This window comes from Desulfovulcanus sp. (assembly GCF_982781345.1).
This window is the reverse complement of the sequence record NZ_CEYAEZ010000012.1, coordinates 1-24,769: the sequence shown is the minus strand read 5'-3', so window position 1 is coordinate 24,769 and position 24,769 is coordinate 1. Positions and strand designations below refer to the sequence as shown.

The 24,769-nt window shown below is 41.4% G+C and carries 22 protein-coding genes; 19 read left to right on the top strand and 3 right to left on the bottom strand.

The window, feature by feature from the left end:
- The first annotated feature begins 555 nt into the window (after positions 1 to 555).
- The 12 genes from AC3WVG_RS03385 (at position 556) to AC3WVG_RS03330 (ending at position 12,168) form a co-directional block, all read left to right on the top strand.
- Complete coding sequence (locus AC3WVG_RS03385; RefSeq protein ID WP_488796770.1) at positions 556 to 1,128, top strand: pilus assembly FimT family protein; 573 nt, start codon at positions 556 to 558, stop codon at positions 1,126 to 1,128.
- A 70-nt stretch (positions 1,129 to 1,198) separates the two neighbouring features.
- Complete coding sequence (locus AC3WVG_RS03380; RefSeq protein ID WP_488796769.1) at positions 1,199 to 1,939, top strand: PilW family protein; 741 nt, start codon at positions 1,199 to 1,201, stop codon at positions 1,937 to 1,939.
- 6 nt (positions 1,940 to 1,945) lie between these two features.
- Positions 1,946 to 2,359, top strand: coding sequence for a type IV pilus modification PilV family protein (locus tag AC3WVG_RS03375; protein ID WP_488796768.1), 414 nt, complete (start codon positions 1,946 to 1,948; stop codon positions 2,357 to 2,359).
- Positions 2,360 to 2,380: 21 nt separating this feature from the next.
- The gene (locus AC3WVG_RS03370) at positions 2,381 to 3,523 is read left to right on the top strand and encodes a pilus assembly PilX family protein (RefSeq protein ID WP_488796767.1); all 1,143 of its coding nucleotides are present in this window, start codon (positions 2,381 to 2,383) and stop codon (positions 3,521 to 3,523) included.
- A 459-nt stretch (positions 3,524 to 3,982) separates the two neighbouring features.
- Positions 3,983 to 4,708, top strand: a complete 726-nt coding sequence (locus AC3WVG_RS03365; RefSeq protein WP_488796766.1) for a pyridoxine 5'-phosphate synthase — start codon at positions 3,983 to 3,985, stop codon at positions 4,706 to 4,708.
- A gap of 14 nt (positions 4,709 to 4,722) precedes the next feature.
- A complete protein-coding gene (locus AC3WVG_RS03360) occupies positions 4,723 to 5,094 on the top strand; it encodes a holo-[acyl-carrier-protein] synthase (protein ID WP_488796765.1) in 372 nt (123 codons plus the stop codon).
- Between the two features lie 328 nt (positions 5,095 to 5,422).
- The gene (locus tag AC3WVG_RS03355; RefSeq protein WP_488796764.1) at positions 5,423 to 6,976 is read left to right on the top strand and encodes an NAD(P)H-hydrate dehydratase; all 1,554 of its coding nucleotides are present in this window, start codon (positions 5,423 to 5,425) and stop codon (positions 6,974 to 6,976) included.
- The gene (locus AC3WVG_RS03350) at positions 6,963 to 7,433 is read left to right on the top strand and encodes a CBS domain-containing protein (RefSeq protein ID WP_488796763.1); all 471 of its coding nucleotides are present in this window, start codon (positions 6,963 to 6,965) and stop codon (positions 7,431 to 7,433) included. The genes AC3WVG_RS03355 and AC3WVG_RS03350 overlap by 14 nt, the downstream gene beginning before the upstream one ends.
- Entirely contained in the window at positions 7,387 to 7,902 is a 516-nt protein-coding gene (gene tsaE, locus AC3WVG_RS03345; protein WP_488796762.1) for a tRNA (adenosine(37)-N6)-threonylcarbamoyltransferase complex ATPase subunit type 1 TsaE, read from the top strand. The genes AC3WVG_RS03350 and tsaE overlap by 47 nt, the downstream gene beginning before the upstream one ends.
- A 75-nt stretch (positions 7,903 to 7,977) precedes the next feature.
- Positions 7,978 to 9,195, top strand: coding sequence for an aspartate kinase (locus AC3WVG_RS03340; RefSeq protein WP_488796761.1), 1,218 nt, complete (start codon positions 7,978 to 7,980; stop codon positions 9,193 to 9,195).
- Between the two features lie 128 nt (positions 9,196 to 9,323).
- On the top strand, positions 9,324 to 10,949 hold the full coding sequence (cimA, locus tag AC3WVG_RS03335) for a citramalate synthase (RefSeq protein ID WP_488796760.1): 1,626 nt from the start codon (positions 9,324 to 9,326) through the stop codon (positions 10,947 to 10,949).
- Positions 10,950 to 10,956: 7 nt separating this feature from the next.
- Complete coding sequence (locus tag AC3WVG_RS03330) at positions 10,957 to 12,168, top strand: replication-associated recombination protein A (RefSeq protein WP_488796759.1); 1,212 nt, start codon at positions 10,957 to 10,959, stop codon at positions 12,166 to 12,168.
- 354 nt (positions 12,169 to 12,522) lie between these two features.
- On the opposite strand, the gene radA is transcribed toward AC3WVG_RS03330, so the two are convergent.
- The 3 genes from radA to hpt form a co-directional block, all read right to left on the bottom strand.
- Complete coding sequence (gene radA / locus AC3WVG_RS03325; protein WP_488796758.1) at positions 12,523 to 13,854, bottom strand: DNA repair protein RadA; 1,332 nt, start codon at positions 13,852 to 13,854, stop codon at positions 12,523 to 12,525.
- A gap of 103 nt (positions 13,855 to 13,957) precedes the next feature.
- Positions 13,958 to 14,803 (bottom strand): DUF3426 domain-containing protein, encoded by an 846-nt coding sequence (locus AC3WVG_RS03320; RefSeq protein ID WP_488796757.1) that lies wholly within the window; start codon positions 14,801 to 14,803, stop codon positions 13,958 to 13,960.
- Between the two features lie 29 nt (positions 14,804 to 14,832).
- The gene (hpt, locus tag AC3WVG_RS03315) at positions 14,833 to 15,348 is read right to left on the bottom strand and encodes a hypoxanthine phosphoribosyltransferase (RefSeq protein ID WP_488796756.1); all 516 of its coding nucleotides are present in this window, start codon (positions 15,346 to 15,348) and stop codon (positions 14,833 to 14,835) included.
- A gap of 246 nt (positions 15,349 to 15,594) precedes the next feature.
- Here hpt and AC3WVG_RS03310 point away from each other — a divergent pair, with 246 nt between their 5' ends.
- From AC3WVG_RS03310 to AC3WVG_RS03280, 7 genes are all read left to right on the top strand, one after another.
- Entirely contained in the window at positions 15,595 to 17,559 is a 1,965-nt protein-coding gene (locus AC3WVG_RS03310) for a hydantoinase/oxoprolinase family protein (protein WP_488796755.1), read from the top strand.
- A gap of 68 nt (positions 17,560 to 17,627) precedes the next feature.
- Positions 17,628 to 19,229, top strand: coding sequence for a hydantoinase B/oxoprolinase family protein (locus tag AC3WVG_RS03305; RefSeq protein ID WP_488796754.1), 1,602 nt, complete (start codon positions 17,628 to 17,630; stop codon positions 19,227 to 19,229).
- Between the two features lie 18 nt (positions 19,230 to 19,247).
- Positions 19,248 to 20,228 carry a TRAP transporter substrate-binding protein gene (locus AC3WVG_RS03300; protein ID WP_488796753.1) on the top strand — a complete coding sequence of 327 codons (981 nt, stop codon included), beginning with the start codon at positions 19,248 to 19,250 and terminating at the stop codon, positions 20,226 to 20,228.
- A gap of 499 nt (positions 20,229 to 20,727) precedes the next feature.
- Positions 20,728 to 21,207 (top strand): TRAP transporter small permease subunit, encoded by a 480-nt coding sequence (locus tag AC3WVG_RS03295; RefSeq protein WP_488796752.1) that lies wholly within the window; start codon positions 20,728 to 20,730, stop codon positions 21,205 to 21,207.
- Entirely contained in the window at positions 21,204 to 22,538 is a 1,335-nt protein-coding gene (locus AC3WVG_RS03290) for a TRAP transporter large permease (protein ID WP_488796791.1), read from the top strand. Before AC3WVG_RS03295 ends, AC3WVG_RS03290 begins: the two co-directional genes overlap by 4 nt.
- Positions 22,539 to 23,359: 821 nt before the next feature.
- Positions 23,360 to 23,893, top strand: coding sequence for a bifunctional pyr operon transcriptional regulator/uracil phosphoribosyltransferase PyrR (gene pyrR, locus AC3WVG_RS03285; protein ID WP_252379588.1), 534 nt, complete (start codon positions 23,360 to 23,362; stop codon positions 23,891 to 23,893).
- 66 nt (positions 23,894 to 23,959) lie between these two features.
- Positions 23,960 to 24,664, top strand: coding sequence for an MgtC/SapB family protein (locus AC3WVG_RS03280; RefSeq protein ID WP_488796751.1), 705 nt, complete (start codon positions 23,960 to 23,962; stop codon positions 24,662 to 24,664).
- Positions 24,665 to 24,769: the final 105 nt, after the last annotated feature.

Below are 24,769 nucleotides of genomic sequence, written 5' to 3'. Positions count from 1 at the left end.
ACTCGCCTAACCAACCCACCCCACCTAAGTTCTCATCTTCTCAACTTCAGAGCTTCCTCTTCAATACGCCCTTTTCTCTTCTTTTTCATTCAACATTAAGCATTAAACATCCAACATTAAAATAACCCCACTCAACACTCAACTACTCGACCCAAGTGCAGCCAGCTGTGATCCGCCCTGAATTCTGGTTCTTCCTTTTTGCGTGACCACTGACACTCCCTCAACATAAGAACCGCTGTTCTCATCTCTTGAAACCGCGATGTTTCAACTAAGCCGGAGTAACTACAAGTAGATTCGGCCCTTTAATTAATTCTTTACTTTCTAGTTGACTCAACACTAAATATGAATATATATTTTAATATAAAAACATAGCGAAAAATAGGAACCAGACGAGCGTTCGGGCTTTAATTATAAATTCTCGAAATACCAATGCGTAAAATATTAAGGAGGTAAATACAGGTAGGTTCTACAAACTTTACAAAGCTGACAAAGCTTCGATGGCTTATATTTTTAACTCCGGGCTACAATAAACCAACTGTAAACATGGGAAAAAGAATGAAACACCGTCTTTCTCATAATCTTATTCACCAGGCGGGAATTACCTTTATTGAGATGGCAGTCGTCATTGCCATCATGGGCATCCTGACCGCCATTGCCGTGCCAAATATTCTCAGTTGGTTTCCCCGCCACCGGTTAGAGTCGGCGGCAAGGGACCTGTTGTCAAATATGCAAAAAATCAGATTGAACGCTGTCCGGGAAAGTAAGGAGTGGGCCATAGTATTTGATGTTCCCAATAACCGTTACTTCATTTGTTCAGACAAGGGCCCAGACAATAACTGGGCTACACATAGTGACAATACCGTACAGGAAACAGTCAACTTAGATGATTATCAAAGTGGAGTAGGTTATGGCCATGGAAACGCCGCATTTGATGTAGCACACAACACAATTTGGGGCGACCATGTTACCTTTACTAATAACGTGGCCGTATTTAACGCAAGGGGACTTCTATCTGGCTTTAATGGCTATTGTTATCTTTCAAACAACAACAATGACGCCGTCGCCATAGGCGCAAGGTCTTCAGGGGCAATTGTCTTAAGAAGCTGGAACGGAACCGATTGGGAATGATCTGCGTCTATAGAGATAATAAATAACGCAATTCAAATCTTCGGTTCAAAACAAAAATAAAGTAAAAGAGATGAGTAAAATCTATCATTTTAAATCAAATAATGGTTTCACCTTGATAGAGCTCCTTGTCGTGATAGCCATATCCGGGGTCCTTCTAACCGCGATATACTCGGCATTTCAGTGGCAGCACAAAAACTATCACGTTCAGGAACAGGTCGCTGAGATGCAGCAGAACCTAAGGGCGGCCATGGACATAATGAGCATGGAGATCAGGATGGCAGGGTATGATCCGACAGGTAGCGGAAACTTCGGTATAACTAACGCTGCATTCAACTTCATCAAGTTCACCAGTGATATGAACGACAACGGCAATGTCGACTCAAATGAAACCATCTCCTATTCCCTGTATGATTTCGATAGTGATAGTAATCTTGATTTGGCAAGGGACGACGGCAGCGGACGGCAATTGCTAGCCGAAAACATAGAGTACTTTGGCCTGGCCTATGCTTATGACAAAGACCTCGACGGTAATTTGGAAATCAACTCGTCCAATGATGTCATTTGGGCAATAGATACTAACAACGATGGCAATCTGGATTACAGTATCTTCGACAACTCTCCTATAAGTCCAGTTGCCCTTGACCGGATCCGGGCGGTCAGGATTTGGATTCTGGCCAAGGCAGACAAGGAGGACCCGGATTTTCAGAACACAAATACGTACGTGATCGGCAATCAGGTCATAACTCCTAATGACAAATTCCGTCGGCGCCTTCTTACCGGGATCGTACATTGTCGGAACATGGGTCTTTAATGGGTTATGAATAAAAAAAGTCAAAAAGGTCTCTCCCTGATAGAGGTTTTAATAGCCATGACGATACTTGTCATTGGCATTCTGGCCGTTGGCGGCATGCAGACTACTGCCGTCAAAAACAACGCCATTAGCCGCGGTATCACCGAGGCCAGCGCATTGGCTGCAAGCCAGCTGGAATTCCTGACGACCTTACCATATAACGATCCCTTATTAAATGACAGGAACGGAGACGGTACTACCGGCCTGGACAAAACCGATGCACAGGCAGATTTCAATATAACTCAAGGCCAATACAGTATTTCCTGGAACGTCGCGCTGGATTCACCGGTACCTAATACCAAAAACATAAGGGTCATTGTGACCTGGACAGACGGTGGGAAATCAAGACGCGTCTCCTTTAATTGTATTAAAGCGCCATAATTAATAGGGACGGGGGGGCATATGAAGAAAGAATCATCAAGTCATTTTAAAAAAAATGAAAAAGGTTACATCCTCATAGTCTCCCTTTTGGTAATGGCATTACTTATTATTATCGGCATATCCGCCACCAACATCAGTAGAACAGAAACCCAAATCGCCGCTAGCGACAAGGCTCAGAAAACGGCTTTTTTTAATGCCGAAGCAGGCGTCCAGTACACTCTGGCCCAGATTAACAATAAAACTTTTCCCCTCCCCGTAACAGACAACACTTCTGTAACCCCAACCTATACAGTGCCGAACGGTTATGATTTTACCATTTCGGCCATATCTAAAAACGGTACTAACTACAGCTTTACAAGTACAGGCAGAGGCCCCCAGGGAGCCAAGGCAGTCATCCGGGTAGTTTTTCAAAAAACCTCCCATACGCTTCCCCCTCCGGATGGGGCCATGGGGGTCTATGGCTCTAACTCGACCATCCATTTCGCCGGCAGCGGTGCACACAAAAATTTTGTAGATGGCCGTGATTATGACCCGCCGGCCAATTTTTACTGTTCAGGTGCAAATTGCGCGGGAACACTTACTAGCAAACCTGCAAAGCCCGGCTTATATACCGAAAACACTACCCCCACGCTTAGCAACGTGTATGACTCGGGAGGGAAACAAAATGTATATGGCGACCCGCCCGTAAAGACAGGCGGAGGGAACATGACGGCAACAGACTGGCAAGATTTTGCAAATGAGCTTATTCCTCTGGCCGATAATACTATCAACGGTACACCAACCATAGCTGGTTCCCTGACCCTTGGAACGCGAGACGATCCTCAGATCACCTATGTAACAGACGACACAAAGTTCGCGGGCAGCGTGGACGGGGCAGGCATATTGATCGTGGAGGAGGGTGCAACATTTCAAGGAACTTTTCATTTTGAGGGATTGATTATCGTCTTAAACAAAACCTGGGATGTTGGTACCTGGGACCTGGATCTAGGGAAAGGGAACGCCTATCTGTTTGGCGCAGTTGTGGTGGCTGGCAACAATGTTGCCGATTCTGAAGTGGAGCTTAGGGGAAATGCCAAAATCCGTTACAGCAGCCAGGCACTGAATAACGTGGGTAATAAATTATTATACACCGTAAGCATGACCTCCTGGCGGGAGGTTAGGTAAAATTTCAGTAGAAACTATCTTTAATCAAGCTCAATTCCAATGTTCATCTGGGTCGCAGAACCATACATTGTCTTACCGAGACTTGCATAAGAACCTTTATTAAAGGCCCTGCAGTAGAGGCGAGTTTTATTGCCGGTAGAAGGAATTATATTCTTTTTTTCAATTATAATCTACATTTTATCTTTTAGTAACTCAACTTTCCGACGTGTTCAACTCATTGATATTACAGCATTTTCAAAAAACACTTTTTCTTTATTGCTAACAAAGAAAATCTGCCCGTCTTTTAACACGGAAAGTTGACCTGGTAATTTCTTCTCATTACTGACACATCCAACTATCACTCATCAAATCATCAAAGCCTGAAGTTTGATCTCATCGTAGACACATTGATTGACTTACTTGACTTTTCATCATTCATGGGCGAGATACAAAGTTTTCATACGTTAAGGAGAATCACTTATGCCTGTTCTAGTTGTCAATGTCGACCATATAGCTACTTTGCGTCAGGCTAGGCTAGGCAAAGAGCCAGACCCTGTCACCGGGGCACATCTAGCTGAACTGGCTGGAGCCCATGGCATTATTGTTCACCTGCGCGAAGACCGGCGTCATATCCAGGACAAAGATGTTGAGCTTTTAAAAACAACCTTGAAGACCAACCTGCACCTGGAAATGGCAGCCACTGAAGAAATGCAAAAAATCGCTTTACACACTGTTCCTCACATGGTCTGCTTGGTTCCGGAAAAACGCCAGGAGTTGACAACCGAAGGAGGTTTAAACTGCCTGGGTCGTGAAGGGGAACTAAAAGACTTCCTAGCACCAATCAAGGCCAAGGGGATAAAAACCAGCTTGTTTATAGACGCTGAAAAAGAGCAGATAGAGGCCGCGGCCAAAATTGGTACCGAATACATAGAAATCCATACCGGTCATTATGCAGATGCCCAAAACACGGAAGTTCAACAAAATGAGTTTAAAAAAATTGTTGCAGGCATCGAATTTGCGAGAGAGCTGGGGCTCAAAGTCAATCTTGGACATGGTCTAAATTATCACAACATTTTAGCCTTTGCCAAAGTACCAGGGATCAGTGAATACTCTATTGGTCACAGCATTATTTCCAGGGCTGTTTTTGTCGGTATGTTCAAGGCTGTACAACAAATGGTAAATATCATTAGTCAATTCGTATCGTAATCAGGTCTAAACACATGATACTTGGGCTAGGGCTAGATATAGTTGAAATTGACCGCATATCTCATAGTTATGCCAAATTTAAAGATCGGTTAGTACATAAAATTCTTACACCAAAGGAAATAGAAAATCTACCTCAAAACCCTATCTCCTACTTAGCTTCGCGTTTCGCAGCAAAAGAAGCTGGCGTCAAGGCTTTGGGAACAGGTTTTGCTCAGGGGATTACCTTTCAACATCTGGAAATAAAATCCTCAAAATCCGGTCAGCCACATTTATATTTTATTGGCCCGGCCTACAAAAAAGCCCTATCCCTGGGTTGTAAAAAAGTACATTTATCAATCACCCATAGCCGTAACACAGCCGCGGCTGTTGTCATTTTAGAGGGATGAAAAGTTTGTTTGACCGGCTTTATTAGTTCAAGAGGATAGTGTAACAACAAAAAACTAAACTTTATAACTCAGACAATATATTGATTAAGTTAACACGTTAAAACAATTTAACATTTTAAGATGTTACTGTAAAAACCAAAAAACTGACTTTTTTACAAAATTCTTAGCGCATAACTGTTGGAAAACATTGAACCTTGGATTTTGAACAAAGTCTGCAAAAATGTAGTTTTTGCAGGCGCATCTTTTAAAGCCTATGCACTCTGCCGCTGCTGAGATTGCATGTATGTCTAAACTCCAAACTTTTAACATTTTTTTCGGAGAAGATACTATGTACAAACCCCTGCCAACTCCTTCAGAAATGGCCCAATGGGACCGACTTTGCATGGAAGAGTTTGGTTTACTCCCAGAAATTTTAATGGAAAATGCCAGTCGCGAAGCATTGAATCTTCTCAAACAAAAACTCGGTTCTCTCAAAGGAAAAACAGCTCTTATATTTGCCGGATCTGGTAACAATGGAGGAGACGCCTTTGCCTTGGCCCGGCATTTACATAACCATGAAGTGAAAACAATGGTTCTGCACACCAGGCGACAAAAAGAGTACACTGGTACAGCAGGATATCACCTGTCTTTAATCCAAAAAATGGGCATCCATCTCATGCATTTGCCCGAATATCACATGGACTTCATAAATAAAGTTGATATCATAGTTGATGGTTTGTTGGGAACAGGTTTTTCCGGACAACTACGAGAGGACTATATCTCCTGGATCAAGGCCATCAATAAACTGGGGCAGGACGGCTTTATACTCTCTCTGGATATCCCGTCAGGCATAGACGGGTTAACGGGAAAACCAAGTCCTATAGCCGTGGAGGCTCATGCTACTATCACCTTTGAAGAAGCCAAGCTTGGCCTATTTCTTCCACCTGCCAAGCCATTTGTGGGCGAACTTGTCGTTGGGAAAATAGGTATCCCCAAAAAAATAAAAAAAGAGCATCCCTGTACCCACTACGCTCTGACAACTAAAGTCCTGGATATGGTCAAAGAGCCCAAAAGCACTATGCACAAAGGCGAAGCAGGTCATGTCTTAATTTTAGGCGGCTCTTCCGGACTAACCGGAGCGCCTCTGCTGGCTGCTTTAGGGGCCATCCGTTCTGGTGCTGGCCTGGTGACTATTGGCTGCCCCAAAGACTTGGCCCATGAAGTTAAATGCAGTTGGCCGGATATTATGACTTTGCCTCTGGGAGAGGGAAAAGATTGGGATGAAACATGCATTAAAAACGTAGAAGAAAACTTTTTTAAGTTTGACGCCGTGGTCTTCGGCCCTGGTCTGGGACGAACTTCAGGCGCTTTGGACTTTTTGAAAAAATATTTAAGCATAACCCATCCTAAAACCATTTTTGATGCTGACTCCTTATATTTCTTTGCCAACCATCCGGAACTATTCGACAAAATCCATACCCTAGATGAAGTCATTTTCACTCCCCACCCTGGAGAGATGGCCCGCTTTTTTAACACGGAGGCTGCTGAAATCAATCGCCATCGGGCCAGATTTGCCCGCGAATTCACGCAAAAATTTAAGACCAACCTGGTCTTAAAAGGTGCCGCAACTATTATTTCCAGTCCTAGCTCACCCATTTTAATTTCTCCTTTTGCAACCCCCAATCTGGCTCTCGGTGGCTCAGGAGATATACTGGCAGGAATGATTGGCTCTCTTTTGGGCCAGGGATTTTCAGCCCTGGATGCCTGTTCTATTGCTGTTTACTGGCACGGTTTGGCCGGTAAAAAACTTAAAACAGATTTTCCATATCGAGGAAATCTAGCCCAGGAAATTGCCCACATCTTGCCTCAAACCTTAGCGGAGGCTAAAAATGATCAAGGCTAAAGACATAATGACCACCAATCCCATTGTTGTCTATCCAGAGACAGATATTGCTGAAGCAGTAAAAATTTTACTTTCCAAACATATCAATGGGTTGCCTGTGGTGGATAAAGAAATGAATGTAGTGGGCATACTCTGTCAAAGCGACCTGGTAGCCATGCAAAAAAAGTTCCCTCTCCCCTCCATATTCACCATCTTAGATGGTTTCTTTCCCCTTTCCTCTCTGTCCCAGGTCGAGAAAGAGCTACAAAAGATGGCTGCGGTAAAAGTAAAACAGGCCATGACTCCTGATCCCCAAACTATTGACCCGGATACCGCTCTGGAAGAAATTGCTCAACTCATGGCTGAAAAAAAATTCCATACCCTGCCAGTAGTAGATAACGGCAAACTTATAGGTGTGGTGGGCAAGGAGGATGTCCTTGCTACCTTATTCACCAGAGAAAATGAAGCTGATTCTTGACTCGCCGGAACAGGCCCTTAAATTCGGGCAAGCACTTGCATCTTGCCTTTGCCAGGAAAATTGTTTCCCCCCTCTCTTGTTTCAGGGCGAACTAGGCGTGGGAAAAACTACAATCATCAGAGGGATTGTTGCCAGCCTACCTCATGGAGATGAAGCAGAAGTTAGCAGCCCTAGCTTTAATATTGTCAATATTTACCCTACCGAGCCTGAAGTAGCCCACTTTGATTTATACCGTCTTCAAACTTGTGGTCTTGATGAGGGGATGGAAGAATATCTCTATTCCGGTCAATATTTTATTCTCATGGAGTGGAGCGAATACCTGCCCGAAGACCTTTGGCCAGAAGATTATGTCCTTATATCTCTTTCTTATTGCACTAAAGGCAGAAAAATGGACATTAAGGCCAAAGGCTCAGGAGAAAAGATTTATACTTGTCTGCAGAATTGGGACGTAAGAGGGTTGGAGGGCTGAGTAAGTGTATAAAACTCGGACAAGCCTATAAACCTTAAACTTTTATTATAAACTTTAAAGGAGTAAAAATAAGCCATGCGCATTCTGGTACAGAAATTTGGCGGTACCTCTGTGGCCAATCTGGAGTGCATGCTCAAAGTGCGAGAAAAAGTCTTAGCAGCACTAGATAAAGGGTATAAGGTTGTGGTCGTTCTTTCGGCCATGTCCGGAGAAACCAACAGACTTATCGATATGGCCAAAAAGTGGTCTTCCAAGCCTGATCCGGCAGAGATGGATGTCCTTTTGGCCACTGGTGAACAAACTTCAGTGGCTCTGTTCTCTATGCTTCTCAAAGATAAAGGTATTAAAACCAGATCGTTATTAGGTTACCAAATCCCTATTCAAACAGATAAAAGTTTTGGCAAGGCACGCATCCTGGATATTGATGCTGAAAAACTAAAACAGATGCTCACACGCTTTGATGTTTTAGTTGCTGCCGGTTTCCAAGGTTGTGACTGCGAACAAAGAATCACTACTTTGGGACGTGGTGGTTCAGATACCTCAGCGGTTGCCCTGGCTGCGGCCCTAAATGCTGAACTGTGTGAAATATATACGGACGTAGATGGAGTATATACCACTGATCCCAATATCTGCTCCAAGGCCAGAAAAATCCATAAAATTGCCTATGATGAAATGCTGGAAATGGCTAGTATGGGGGCAAAAGTTTTACAAATCCGGTCAGTGGAATTTGCTAAAAAGTATAACGTCCCGGTTCATGTGAGGTCCACATTCTCTGATGAACCAGGAACCTTAGTTGTACAGGAGGACGAAACAATGGAAGCTGCAATGGTTTCGGGTATTGCATACGATAAAGACCAGGCCAGAATTACCCTGGTTGACGTTTATGATGAACCAGGTATTGCCGCTACAGTCTTTGAACCACTTGCCGCGGCTAATATTGTTGTGGACATGATTGTCCAGAACCCAAGCCGCGAGGGACGAACAGATATGACCTTTACAGTACCTAAAGGTTCTCTTGAAGAGACTCTGGATATTATTGAAAAAATAAAAGACCAGATTGGAGCCAGGGGAGTACTCTCTGATCCCAATGTGGCCAAGGTCTCTGTTATTGGCGTGGGCATGCGCAATCATTCTGGTGTTGCAGCCATTGCCTTTTCTGCTCTAAAAAACGAAAATATTAATATAATGATCATTAGTACCTCGGAAATTAAGATATCATGTCTTATAGAGGAGAAATACACTGAACTTGCAGTGCGTACCTTGCATGAAGCCTTTGGTCTAGACCAGGCTTAAGACAGTGAGAAATTATGAAGTTGATAGGTCAAAGGAGATGGACCCCCTATTTCCACCAAGGCGGGTTTATGAGCCAGGAAGACGACTCAATAACAAAACTACTCAATCCCAAATAACCGGCAAAACCAATGAAAACAGTAAAAATCTATGACACAACTTTAAGGGACGGCACCCAGGCTGAAGACGTGCATTTGTCCACTGAAGACAAAATCCGTATCGCCCAAAAACTAGACGAATTGGGCATCCACTATATTGAAGGAGGCTGGCCTGCTTCTAATCCTACAGATCAAAGATTTTTTCAGGAAATAAAAAACTATGACCTGAAAAATGCACAGATATCTGCCTTTGGCAGCACCCATCTTGCCAAGAAGTCTCCTGAAAACGATCCGAATCTGAATTCTTTACTTCAAGCTCGGACCCCTGTTGTCACTATCTTTGGCAAAACCTGGGACATTCATGTTCGGGAAGCACTTCGAACCACTCTTGAACGTAATTTAGAGCTTATCTACAATTCACTTGCCTATTTAAGGCCCAAGGTAAAAGAATTATTTTTTGATGCCGAACATTTCTTCGACGGCTTTAAAGCCAACAGAGACTATGCTCTGGCTTGCTTGAAAAAAGCCTTTGAGGCAGGAGCCGATGTCCTGGTTTTATGTGACACTAACGGCGGGACTATCTGCTCCGAACTATCAGCTATTATTGAGCAGGTCCAAAAAGAATTGCCAGAAGCATCCTTAGGCATTCATACTCACAATGATTCAGAGCTGGCTGTAGCCAACTCTTTAATTGCTGTAGAAAAAGGCATCGTCCAAGTACAAGGAACCATAAACGGCTATGGGGAAAGATGCGGCAATGCCAATTTGTGTTCTATTATCCCCAACCTACAACTGAAGATGGGCTATTCTTGTTTGCCGGAAGACAAACTCAATCTCTTAACCTCTATATCTCACTTTGTTTCGGAAGTAGCAAATTTACCCTCTTTTCATCGTCAACCTTTTGTAGGTAAATCTGCCTTTGCCCACAAGGGCGGTGTCCATGTCAGTGCTGTACGCCGCAACCCCAAGACCTACGAACACATCACTCCCGAGTCAGTCGGCAACAAACAACGCATCCTTCTTTCAGATCTGGCCGGACAGAGTAATATATTGTTTAAGGCCAGACAATATGGATTTCATCTCGATAAAGATGATCCTTTTGTTCTAGACCTTCTATCCAGGTTAAAAGACCTTGAAAGCCAGGGTTATGAATACACAGCTGCGGAAGCCTCTTTTGAACTTCTACTTAACCGAACGCTGGGCAGGGCGCGCCGCTACTTTACTCTCGAAGAATTCCGAGTTTTAGAAACCAAGCGGGTTGAAGACAGGGAGCCAATTTCCGAAGCCACGGTCAGGGTTCGCGTAGGAGGAATCCTGGAGCACACAGCAGCTACCGGCAAAGGGCCAGTCAATGCACTGGACAATGCCCTGCGCAAGGCCTTGGAAAAATTTTACCCTGCCCTTTCAGAAGTGCAGCTACTGGACTTTAAGGTAAGAGTATTTTCTGTCCTAACTCACGGAGATCTTTCCGGTACAGCTTCCAGAGTACGCGTCCTCATCGAATCCGGCGACCACCAATCCAGGTGGATAACTGTGGGAGTATCTTACAATATAATTGAAGCCAGCCGTCAGGCCCTGGAAGACGCTTTAAACTATAAATTGTTTAAAGATGACAAGGAGAAATTAACCAAGGCGATTATAGAAGTGAAGGAAAAATAACTAAAACATGCATACTCCCCTGGCTGAGAAACTAAGACCCCAGAACCTGGACCAATTTGTGGGCCAGAAGCATATAAAACCCAGACTCAGGGCCATAATTCAGGGTAAAAGGCTGCAAAGCGCTCTTTTTTTTGGACCGCCCGGGTGCGGAAAATCTAGCTTAGCTTTACTCATTGCCAAGGCTTCAGGACGAAACTTTGCCCGTTTCAGCGCTCCGGAAATTGGCCTTGCTAAGCTTCGCCAAAAAATTTCTGGCCTGGACATCCTTATTCTGGACGAGTTGCACCGCTTTTCCAAGGCGCAGCAGGATTTTTTTCTTCCCCTGCTGGAAAGCGGTGAGATTGTGCTTCTGGCCACCACTACTGAAAACCCCTCTTTTAGTGTAACCAGGCAACTATTGTCTCGCCTAAGTGTTTTTAGATTACATAGTTTAAGCCAAGACGAATTACTACAGATTGCCCGGAAAGGAAAAGAAATCCTGGACATAGATATTCCTGACCAAAGCCTTGAACTTCTGGCTTCTCTTGCCGGAGGTGATGCCAGAACCCTCCTCAATCTTTTAGAATATACAGCTAGCCTTAAGGAAAATGAACGCTCTCCCCAAAAATTGAAAACTATTCTTCCGGAAATAGTTATTCGGGGAGATAGGGCTGGCGATGCCCATTATGAACTTGCTTCAGCACTGATCAAATCCATCCGCGGTAGTGACCCTGATGCTGCCCTGTATTACCTGGCCTGCCTTCTGGAAGGAGGAGAAGATCCCCGTTTCATCTGTCGACGCCTGATTTTATCGGCTTCAGAAGATATCGGCCTGGCAGACCCCATGGCTTTGCCTTTAGCTGTTTCTTGCCAACACGCTGTTGAATTTGTGGGTATGCCTGAGGGCTTTATTCCTCTGGCCGAAACAGTGGTTTATCTGGCCCTGGCACCTAAATCCAACTCCACCTACGCAGCCTATCTTGCTGCCCAAAAAGAGGTGAGGTTAAATGGCCCCAAGTCAGTGCCACTACACCTGCGCAATGCTTCTACCAGGCTACAAAAAGAATGGGGTTATGGAAAAAATTATAAATATCCTCACGCCTATCCGGGGTCCTGGGTAGAGCAGGATTATCTGCCCCAAGAATTACTAGGTCGCCGTTTTTATCATCCAAAAGATCAAGGACAAGAGCCAAGATTGCTTGCATGGATTAGAAAACACAAGAAGAAGTCAAAAGGCTAAAGAGCCGGTGGCCACCCCCTATTTTAACCGCCAAATTGAAAGTCTTGGTTTCTGGAATGCATTACAAACGGCTTGGGTAACCCAATCTTGAACTTTGCTTGCGGGAAAACAGAGCATCGGGAGGAATGGGCTAAATATTTTGCGATACTGACCATAACTATCGATAATAAAAAGAATATCTGTTTACCCAAAATATCCCATTATGCTCTGTCCGCAAGCAAGTTTTAGATGGGTCCAAGTCTTTGTACCAGCATGAAAGAAGCCAAGACCGGAATAAACCATGGAAATTGAGTTGATATAAAGGTTCGGCCACAGGCTCTAAAGGTTCAAAGTTTAAGAGGTTAAAGGCCCTGGTTAGGTGGCAAACAAAATCCTTTTCAGATCCATAATCGTAGCGCACCCTAAAGAAGCGTCGCTTCTAACTTTAGGGCAGAATATAGGCTTGTAACCCAGCTTTTCTGCCTGACGCAAACGCAGGTCATGCCCCAACACAGGTCTAATCTGGCCGTTCAAATCTACTTCCCCCCAAAAAACTGCCTGTTCAGGAAGTGGCTGATCAAAAAAAGAAGACAAAACAGATGCCACTAACCCCAAATCCAAGCCGGGGTCATTAATCCTAAGTCCTCCGCCAATTTTGGCATAAATATCCATTTGACCCAGGTTGAGCTTTAGCTTTTTTTCCATAACAGCGAGTAGTAAGTGGAGCCTATTGGCATCAATGCCTAAAGCCGTACGCCTGGGAATGGCCAGAAAAGTATTGCTGGCAAGGGCCTGGACTTCAACAGCGAAAGGTTTTTGTCCGTCCACAGCCATGACAATGGCAGAGCCACTCAAACTGGCATTTCGAGCCTGGAGGAAAAATGTGGACGGATCCTGAACTATCTCCATACCGTAAGCTTTCATTTGCCATAAAATCAGCTCATTGCTGGGCCCAAACCTATTTTTAACCACGCGCAAAACCCGGAATAAATGCTCCTTGTCCCCTTCCAGGTAAAGTACCGTATCCACCATGTGTTCCAAAAGCTTAGGGCCGGCAATCTGTCCATCCTTGGTCACATGACCCACAAGAATAATGCAGGTGTTATTTTCCTTGGCCTTATGGATAAGTTCCGAGGCAACAGCTCTTATCTGAGATGGGGACCCGGGTATGGAATCCACAGAGGTACAAGCAATGGTCTGGACAGAATCAATGATCAACAGCTGAGGGATATCTCCGGACTCAAACAGAGCCAGAATCTCTTCCAGAGAATTGGTGGCCATCGCCAACATAGCCGATGGCAGAAGGTTCAATCTTTCTGCCCTGGACTGGATTTGAGATAAAGACTCTTCTCCGCTTATATAAATACTTTTTTTCCCTTCCCGGGCTACATTAACCGCCAATTGCAAGAGCAAAGTGGACTTGCCTATGCCCGGCTCTCCTCCCAAAAGGATAACCCCGCCTGGAACAAAACCTCCACCCAACATGTCATCCAGTTCAGCAATAGAAGTGCTAAAAAATTGCGCGCTGAGTACTTGACCGGTATCAAGCCTTTCAGGCTTGGCCTTAGATTTAGGTACAACAAGCCTAGACGAAGCAACTTCTTTTAACTCCAGGGTATTCCATTCTCCGCATTGCACACACTGCCCTTGCCATTGTAAGGCCTTTGCCCCGCAGGCTGTACAAATATATACTTTTTTACTTTTCACACCCAATCTTCTGTTATGATTAATGCACTATTCCGGCCACGCTAGCACTATTGCTTTAGTTTTCATCCGCCTCTCTGTTTCACCGTTTCTCAATTTCTCCTATTCACTTCTTCGGCGGGTCTTTAACATCAATAACCTCAAGACCAAACTCCTCTACACTTTTCGGAGGATCTTTAAAGACAACCATAAACGGAGTGGAGCCACCGGGTTTGATATAGGTATTATTGGTCAGAATGCCAACTTTAGCATTCAAAGCTGATTCCAGTTCTTCCAAGCTCAACACCTGCAATCGGAACAGAGAAACAACATTGCCACAATAAAACTCTTTGGATTGAACTACATTGCCCTGCTTATCGTACAAGCTGGCCCTTAATTTAATAAGTTCTTTAGGTTGGTTAAATCTATTCACGGCCTGGCCTTCAATAACAAATAGCTGACCGATTTTTTCGTTGGTCACAAAATATTGGCGCACATTTTCCAGGGAGATATTTTTCACTCTCTCTTCATTGACCACCTGCTTTTGTTCCAAACTTTCCTGGGTTTGTTTAATAGTGTTTAGACCAGGAATATAGTTTATTAATTGAGGGAAAAAATAGTATATACCTCCGCCGAGCCCGATCAACAGGAAAACCAATAAAATAAAAACAACAAAAAACCTGGATCTCTTTTTGGACTTTTTTTTCTTTTGTGGCGAAATCTCTATTTCTATATCTTTAGGTTCTTTTTCCTCCGTTTCAAACTCCCTCTCCTTCCCGGTCTCCTTTTCATTTTCAGGGGCAACGTCACCGAGACCATCTATTTCGGGTTCGTCCAGCTTTATACCGTCATCTTCTGGTAAACTAGGAGCAAAGATATGTTCGCATCTGGTACATTTGAGTTTAACTCCGGGTTTCAATCTGGACTCGTTTATTTTGTATTTTGTGCTGCATTGCGGGCATTGTACAATCATAAACCACCTCTTAGAATGAATTTTTTTTGTCAAAAGACCAATTCATATATTCCATCCTTGTTCCTGTACTTCTCAGCATAATCTAAACCATAACCAACAACAAAACCTTTTTCCAGAACAAATCCCGGATAGTCAACCTGAACATCCACTTGTCGTCTCTCTCTTTTATCCAATAAGGCACAAATTTTTATACTTTTTGGTTTCCTTGCCTCAAGTACCTTAGTTAAATAATTTATAGAATGACCTGTGTCCACAATATCTTCCACGACGAGAACATTCTTGTTTTCAACGGAAATTTCCATGTCCTTGGAAAAAACAACCTTTCCGGTAGTTGAAGTCTGGTCAGCATAGCTGGATAAACGAACAAAATCCATTTCTGGATCAATAGACAAAGCCCGCATCAAGTCAGCAAAAAATACAAATGCTCCTTTTAACACGCACACAGCAACTAAAGGTTCATTGGCATAATCTTTGGATATTTGCGCGCCCAGTTCCTGAACCCTTGCCTGAATATCCCTCTGACTATAAACAACTTTAAATTGCATTCTGTAACTCCTTAAAAAAAATAATAAACTCCCTTTTTTTTGACCTTTTCCCAAAAACTGGCTAGAATCATTTTTTTCTCCTAACTGGCTAATTAAACTTAATTCTTTTGTCCAGAGTTCATCCACTGTTATTTAAACCTGGCTACGGCAAACCCTGCCATAAAAAGAGTAGTCGAACTCAAAAGATTTCAAAAAACTTTTTTCTCTATATTGCTATCCAGGCATTATAATGATCAGGAGGAATTAATGATAATATGTGTTGATACAGGAGGAACTTTTACTGATTTTATTTACAAAGACGGCAATGAATGGGGTGTGTATAAATTGTTATCTACCCCATCGAATCCAGCAGAGGCTGTATTAGCAGGAATTAGGCATATCGTTAAAGACGGTAAATTCCGTGTTATTCATGGTTCTACTGTTGCAACAAATGCAATTTTAGAAAAAAAAGGGGCCAAGACTGCACTCATAACCAATAAAGGGTTTGAAGATATTATTGAAATCGGTAGACAAAACAGAAGCGAATTATACAATCTCTCATACAAAAAAAATGAGCCTCTTATCCCGCCAAAATTACGATTTGGTATCAGCGGTAGAGTGAACTATGTGGGCACTGTACTGGAAGAAATAGACGAACAAGACCTATTCGAATTAATTGACAAACTGCAAAGAGCCCAGGTTGAGTCCATTGCAGTTTCTCTACTTTTCTCGTTCAAAAATCCAGAGCATGAACTAAAAGTAAAAGAAATTCTTGAAAAGTTGAATATCCCTATATCATTATCTCACGAAATATTATCAGAATTCAGAGAGTATGAAAGAACTTCAACTACAGTTATCAACGCCTATGTTTCTCCAAAAATGAAAAAATATATTACATATATAAAGGATAGTATAGGCGATAACAAACTAAGCATAATGCAGTCCAATGGAGGAACTATTTCTGCTGAAACAGCAATGAAAGAATCCGTGCGGACTATATTGTCCGGTCCTGCCGGAGGTGCTGTTGGAGCATACGAATTAGGCAAGTTGGCTGGATTTGATAGATTAATAACTTTTGATATGGGCGGAACATCTACAGATGTTGCACTTATAGATCAAAGCCTGCCGCTCACACTGGAGTCAAGTATTGCAGAATTTCCCGTAAAAGTGCCCATGATAGATATACATACTGTTGGAGCAGGTGGTGGCTCAATAGCTTATATTGATGCGGGTGGATCATTAAAGGTAGGTCCAGAAAGTGCCGGGGCTGACCCCGGTCCGATATGTTACGGAAAAGGAGAAAACATCACCGTTACAGATGCAAACTTGTTTCTGGGAAGGCTCATCCCGGATAATTTTCTGGGCGGCAAAATGGAGTTACATGTAGATAGATTAAATAATTATTTTAATAAAATGTTTCAAGAAATTGGGCTTTCTCCTGTTGAGTTGGCGGAAGGAATTTTGTCAGTGGCCAATACGGCTATGGAAAGGGCTATTCGGGTAATTTCTGTGGAGAGAGGGTTTGACCCAAGGGAGTTCGTGTTGTTTTCTTTTGGTGGAGCAGGAGGAATGCATGCGGCATTTTTAGCGAAGCTTCTGAATATGCCGAAAGTGCTGGTCCCTAAAAATCCAGGCATTCTCTCTGCTATTGGCATGATGATGGCCGATATTATAAAGGATTATTCTCAGACAGTAATGATTAAGGAAAAGATGGAGTTTGCAGAAATAAGCAAACTGTTTTCTCCTATGGAAGACAAAGCCGTCCATGATTTGTTGTTTGAGGGTATAAACCAAGATAACATTATCTTGGATAAATACCTGGATATGAGATATCAGGGCCAATCTTATGAAATCATTGTTCCCTTTAATGAAAACTATGAAGAAACCTTTCATAAATTGCATGAGAAGACATACGGTTATTCGAACAAAGATAAGCAGGTCGAAATAGTAAATATCAGGTTGAGGGCGAGAGGACTTCCGGACAAACCCCAATTTCCAAAAAGTAAACTCACTAAAAAGGATATTCCCGCCGAGGCCATTATTGATAAAAAAGATGTTATCTTTGACAGCAAAAAAGAACAGACAATAATTTTGGATAGAGATAAACTGATTTGTGGAAACTTGATAAAAGGGCCGGCAATTGTTGTTGAATATACCTCGACTATTGTTATTCCTCCATTTGCTACCGGAGAAGTTGATGACTATGGGAACATAATCATTTCCATAACCTAATGAAATGAATAGTCAGTTTTAGTTCATGGCATCAAACTTTTAACTTAAATACTCGCAAAGGGATTGTTATGAAAGTAAACCCTATTTTGCTTGAAGTTTTCAAAAACAGATTTGCCTCCATTTCAGAGGAAATGGGAGTTACCTTGAATAGAACGGCATTTTCTCCAAATATTAAAGAAAGAAGGGATTTTTCCTGTGCCATTTTTGACGCACAGGGAGATATGATAGCCCAAGCTGCCCATATTCCTGTTCATCTAGGTTCAATGCCTTTGTCAGTAAAGGCAGCGATTCAGGAATATGAATTAAATGAAGGGGATATGATCATCTTAAACGACCCGTTTAAAGGCGGTACTCATTTACCTGATATTACGATAGTTGCTCCTGTCTTTGCCGGAGAGAAAAAACCAGTCTACTATGTCGCAAATAGGGCCCATCACTCTGATGTTGGAGGGATGAGTTCTGGCTCAATGCCCTTATCAAGTTCAATTTTTCAAGAGGGGGTAATAATTCCACCCTTAAAGATTGTAGAAAACAACAAGATTGATGAAAAAGTGATGAAGTTCTTTCTAAATAATGTGAGGACTCCCCAGGAAAGAGAAGGAGACTTTGCCGCGCAGGTTATGGCCAACATCACTGGTGTCAAACGTACAAAAGATCTTATACAAAAATATGGTTTAGAAACAGTAAATTTCTATGCAAAAAACTTAATTGACTATTCTGAAAAAATTACCAGAAAAACAATTTTAGAGATACCAGATGGTATTTATTCTTTTGAAGATGTTCTTGATGACGATGGTTATGGAAACAGCAATATAAAAATCCATGTTAGCATTACAATTAAGGACGATACAGCAACAATAGATTTTTCAAAATCAGACAGGCAAGTAGATGGCAGTGTAAATGCTGTTTATGCAATTACATTATCTGCAGTTTTATATGTCTTTAGATCACTTATTAAAGAAGATATACCAACAAATGCAGGTTGTCAGCGTCCTATAAAAATCATAACCCAAAAGGGAAGTATTGTTGATGCCACTTTTCCTTCAGCAGTGGCCGGCGGAAATGTAGAAACATCACAAAGGATAGTTGATGTTGTGTTGGGAGCTTTATCTCAAGCTTTGCCTGAAAGGATTCCTGCGGCAAGTCAAGGAACAATGAATAACCTTGCCATAGGTGGGATAGATGATAGAAATGATACTCCTTTTGCGTATTACGAAACCTTAGCAGGGGGTATGGGTGCCACTTTTAAACAGGATGGTGACTCTGCAGTACACTCACATATGACAAATACTTTAAACACACCTGTAGAAGCATTGGAGTTCAGTTACCCATTTTTAGTTACCCAATATTCTATTCGTAGAGGGTCGGGTGGAAAAGGACAATACAACGGTGGAGATGGGCTCATAAGGGAAATAAAATTAATTTCCGATGCAGAGGTGACTGTCTTGTCAGAAAGAAGAACCAATGCACCTTATGGCCTTTTTGGAGGTGAAAGTGGAAGGTGTGGTAAAAATATAATAATTCAAAATGGACAAAAAAAGGAAATGCCTGGCAAATTCTTTGTAAAGTTGTGTAAAGGAGATATTCTGAGGATAGAAACACCAGGTGGCGGAGGATATGGACAGATGGATAATAACGCATCTAAAAAACCTTCGTCTGCCACAAAATAAACAAAAGGAGGAAACTACATGAAAACATTTACAAGGATTATGACATTTATCTTTATTGTGGTCTTTTTCGCTGCTCCAGTTCGTGCCGAGGTGATTAACCTTGATCTTAATGCTATTTATGGCCCAACCAGTTTCCATACCCAAGGCGCTTTTGAATTTGCGAAGTTGGTGGAAAAATATTCCGAGGGCACGGTTAAAATCACGGTGCATCCCGGTGGAAGTTTGGGATTTAAGGGGCCAGAATTGCTAAAGGTGGTCAAAGACGGTCAGGTTCCAATGTCGGACATTTTAATGGGGGTAATTGCAGGTAGTGAGCATGTTTTTGGAATTAGTTCTCTCCCGCGACTGGTAAAGAGTTTTGATGAAGCGAAAAAATTATATAATGAGTGTAAGCCCTTGTACCAAAAAGCGGCAAAGAAATGGAACCAGAAATTTTTATATGCTGCCCCCTGGCCTCCAAGCGGCTTGGTAACCAAAAATCCAATCAATAGCGTTGCTGACTTAAAAGGCCTTAAAACACGCACTTATGATAAAAATGGCGCTAAATTTTTAAGAGAATTGGGTGCCTCACCTTTGTCCTTGCCCTGGGGTGAAGTATATTCCTCCCTGCGGACAGGAATGATAGATTCAGTATTAACTTCTGCTGAATCAACAAAAAATGGAAAATTCTGGGAAGTATTATCATATTTTAAAGACATAAATTACGCTTTCCCTCTAAATATGGTAACCATTAACATGGATTACTATAAGGCTCTCTCTAAAGACCAACGAAATGCCCTGGAAAAGGCTGCCGCTGAAATAGAAGAAAAGCAATGGAAGGCATCAGAGGAAAGAACAGTTAAGGCCTTAGAAATAATTAGTAAACATGGAATTAAAGTTTCAAAACCAGATGCAACATTAAACAAAGCAATGGATGAAGCTGCAAAGAAAATTATAGATGAGTTTTTAGAAAAGGCTAAAAGTAGCGAAAAGAAAGTATTAAGCAAATTTGTAAAATAAAATTAAATAATGCGCCTGCGAGCCTGTGGCCAAACCCTATTTTAAGCGCTGATTGAAAGTCCTGGTTTCTGAAATGCATTATAAACGGCTTGGGTAACCCAATCTTAGTAATGCTTGCGGAAAAACAGAGCATCGGGATGCAAGAGCTGAATACTTTGCTGTATTCACCATAACTATCGATAATAAAAAGAATATTTGTTTACCTAAAATATCCCATTATGCTCTGTCCGCAAGCAAGTTTTAGAAGGGTCCAAGTCTTTGTACCAGCATGAAAGAAACCAGGACTGGAATAAACCATGGAAATTAAGTTCATAAAAAGGTTCGGCTACAAGCTCTTGTAAGTATACTATTTGCTGGCGTATTTATTACCAATCCTCAAAGTTTGATACCCATACGATTTTTTTATCGCAACACGCTAAAATAATTAAAATTATTAGCGCTATACAATCCAGCTGATAGCCGGATTGTATAGCTGCATTTCCAGTATAAGGTTATTTTGATGAAAACAAACATTATTAAGCTTGCAGACAAATTATCTAATATAAGTGCATACCTATCTGGTATTCTGATGATTCTTATTATAATTTTGATAACATTTGAAATATTCCTAAGGGCTTTTTTTAATACATCTACATTAATCGCCGACGAATACAGTGCCTATTTTTTTGTTGGCGTTGTTATGCTTGGCCTTGCATACACATTAAAAGAAAATTCACATATAAGGATTACTCTTATTTCTTCAAGATTAAATAAAAAAATTAATAAGTATTTAGATTTATCTGTAACTTTAATCGCGGTCTTAATTTGTAGTTTTCTTTTGTATCACTCAATACTAATGGCTTACGATACATATTCACTTGAAATGACAGCTGATACTATTGCAGAGACACCTTTATATCTACCTCAACTTTTTCTTCCGATTGGCTTTTTTGTTTTTGATTTACAATTAATATCATACTTCATAAGGAGGCTACCATAATTACCGATCCTTTAATCTTAACATTTGTCCTTTTCGGCATAATGTTCATATTCCTGCTTTCAGGACTATGGATAGGTTTTTCCCTTTTTGCTGCGGGCATTACCGGGATGTTGATATTTAAACTTAATCTTCCGCCAACTATTTCAATCTGGCAAAAGATTGGCGGATTGATGGCTAATTCAGTGTGGAACAGTATCAATTCCTGGTCTTTGACAGCCCTGCCTCTGTTTATATTTATGGGAGAAATCCTATACAGAACAGCTATTTCCACCAGACTACTAAATGGACTATTGCCGTGGCTGTCTAATATACCTGGAAGGCTTCTGCATATTAACGTAGTGGCTTGTTCACTTTTCGCAGCAGTGTCTGGCTCTAGCGCAGCCACAACAGCAACAGTTGGAAAAATTACTTTAGACGAGCTTTCAAAGAGAGGATATGACAGACAACTCGCCATAGGCTCTCTGGCCGGTGCGGGGACATTAGGATTTCTTATTCCTCCGAGCTTGATAATGATTATCTATGGCATCCTATCCGATACTTCGATTGGTAAACTTTTTATCGGAGGGGTGATCCCGGGCTTAATTCTTGCTGGTAGTTATTCTGCTTTTATTATTTTTAAAGCAATAACCAATCCAGATATAGTCCCTAAAAGTGACGAAAAATATTCAGTCAAAGAAAAAATTAAATCTTTAAAAGAGTTAATACCTGTCTTCTCTCTGATTTTTATTGTTCTAGGCGGTATTTACCTTGGCTATACAACACCAACCGAAGCTGCTGCCATAGGAGTTGTAGGCTCTATAATCCTAGCATTAATTTTTAAAAATTTAACCACAAAGAGATTTATTGAGGCAGCTTTGAATGCAGTTAAAACAACAGCAATGATCTCATTTATAATTACCGGAGCTGCATTTTTGTCTCAAGTTGTCGGATTTGTGGGCATAGCTAGAGCTTTAAGTGAATATATTGCGAGTCTTGGCTTATCTCCATACTTATTGATATTTGTTATTGGAGCTATGTATCTTGTTTTAGGAATGATACTTGATGGCATCTCTATAGTTGTGATGACTTTACCTATTGTGTTGCCTATTATATTAGCTGCTGGATTTAAACCTTTATGGTTTGGAATATTTTTAGTATTTATGGTTGAATTGTCACAAATAACCCCTCCAGTAGGATTTAGCATTTTTGTTATCCAAGGAATATCCAACGAAAAGGTGGGAAACATTTTAAAGGCTACCTTCCCCTTTTTTATAATTATGATTTTAATGGTTATTTTGATTACAGTTTTCCCGGAGGTAGTTTTTTATTTACCGCAAAAAATGATCCGATAATTTTTTAACAGACGATCTGTTAAATTCTAAACTTAAAACCAGTATTTGTTGGTGTCCTTATTATGACTTAGAGCAATTTTACAATAAATTAATGGGATGACATCGTAAAAAAGGCAGGACTAAAGTCCTGCCTTTTTACATGAAAATTAAAATTTTAGATTACTATATTTTTGTTATTGTTAGATACTTTCCCCGAACTAAATCGCTTTACCCAAGCATCTTCACTACTTAAGAGTCTGTTGCCAAACCCTATTTTGACTACCAGATTAGAAATCCTGGTTTCTTGAATGCATTGCAAAGAGCTGGGTAAGTCCCGCACCCATTTTCAGCAAATTTTGTGGCAAAGCAAAAAATTAACTTTAAAATCATCAATGCTCATCGCTATTCAGATACTTAGTCAAAATGGGTGCGGGACGAAGCTTGCGGAAGAACAGAGCATCGGGATGAATGGGCTAAATATTTTGCTATACTAACCATAACTATCGATAATAAAAAGAATATTTGTTTACCCAAAGTATCCCGTTATGCTCTGTCCGCGAGCAAGTCTTTTACCCAGTTGAATCCAGCGAAGCTGGGCTGGCTTTGCCAATATTCAACAGGGGTAGATGGGTCCAAGTCTTTGTACCAGCATGAAAGAAACCAAGACTGAAATAAACCTTGGAAATTAAGTTGATAAAAAGGTTCGGCCACAAACTCATAAGTAAAATTCTGTTTAAACCAGGTCAAAATGAAAAAATTTAAAAATATATAGCTGAGAAAACTTTGACGAACGTCTAAATTAAAGGCATAATTAATAACCAAAAATGTTTTGAGGGGTGATTATGAAAAACGAAAAGCAAATAATGAATGCCGAACAAATGCAAAAAACCCTGGAAAGACTAGCCTATGAAGTTCTAGAACGTATATCTGACTTTTCCAAATTAGCCCTTATTGGTATTCAAAGACGCGGCGTTGATTTAGCCGAACGCATAAAAAAAATCCTGGAACAAAAAACAAAAAAACAATTAGACTTAGGTAAGCTAGACATTAATCTTTACCGGGACGACTGGACCAATTTGGCCTCTACCCCCTCTATTAATAAGACCGATATTCCGTTTGACCTAGGTGAAAAAGATATTGTTTTGGTAGATGACGTTCTCTTTACAGGCCGTACTGTCCGGGCAGCATTGGAAGCCATTTTAGATTTTGGCCGTCCCAAAACCATCAAGCTTCTGGTTTTAATTGACCGGGGACACAGGGAACTTCCCATCCATGCAGACTTCGTGGGCAAAAAGTTAAACACTTCCAGACGAGAGCTCGTACATGTTCTAACTAAAGAGCATGACGGTGAAGACATGGTTGTGTTAGAAGGATAGAAGGCTAAAAATAGAAAACCTGGAAAGATAAACACTTTTAACTTTAAATAGTTAAGGTACTTTTTAATGGACTACCCTCAACTTTCTACCTATATATTTAAACTCTCCCTAACGGCAATTTTAGGGGGAATTATTGGCTTTGAACGTGAATCACACGGACAAAGCGCAGGCTTTCGCACCAACCTTTTGGTTGCTATAGGAGCCTGTTTGATGATGATTCTCTCTTTAGCAATCACTGATATATTCAAAGAATATAATGTAAACAGCGTTATTCGTCTTGATCCAGCGCGAATTGCCTCTTACGCTATTGCCAGCATGGGTTTCTTAGGCGCGGGAGCAATTATTAAGGGAAAAGGATCCGTACGAGGGTTAACAACTGCTGCAGGTCTATGGCTAGTAACCGGCATTGGCCTCACTGTAGGAGCTGGATTATATATTCCAGCCATTTTAACCACTATCATCAGTATATTTGTCCTCTACCCTTTACGTTTTTTTCGCCGAACCATAACCCATGATCAACACACCCTTTTAACTCTCAGGTGTGAATGTTCCGAAGCCCCTTTGAACATGATCAAGGCGGTCCTATCCCTTTACGAACCTAACTTGCGGATAAAATTTATCAATTATTACCAAGATAAAGTGGAAGGCTATGTAACCTATAAAATAAGGTTACACAGTAAAGATACTCTGCCCTGGAACAAGATTGTATCCCAACTACTTGATTTACCTCAGATAAAGACTATTTCCTGGGAAGAAGCAGATGTGCCTTAATATAGCAGGAACTAGTTGATTACTCAACTTTCTGACATGATTAACATCCCCAAATTACTACACAATTGAAGAGTGCATTTTCTGAAATGCATTACAAACGGGTTG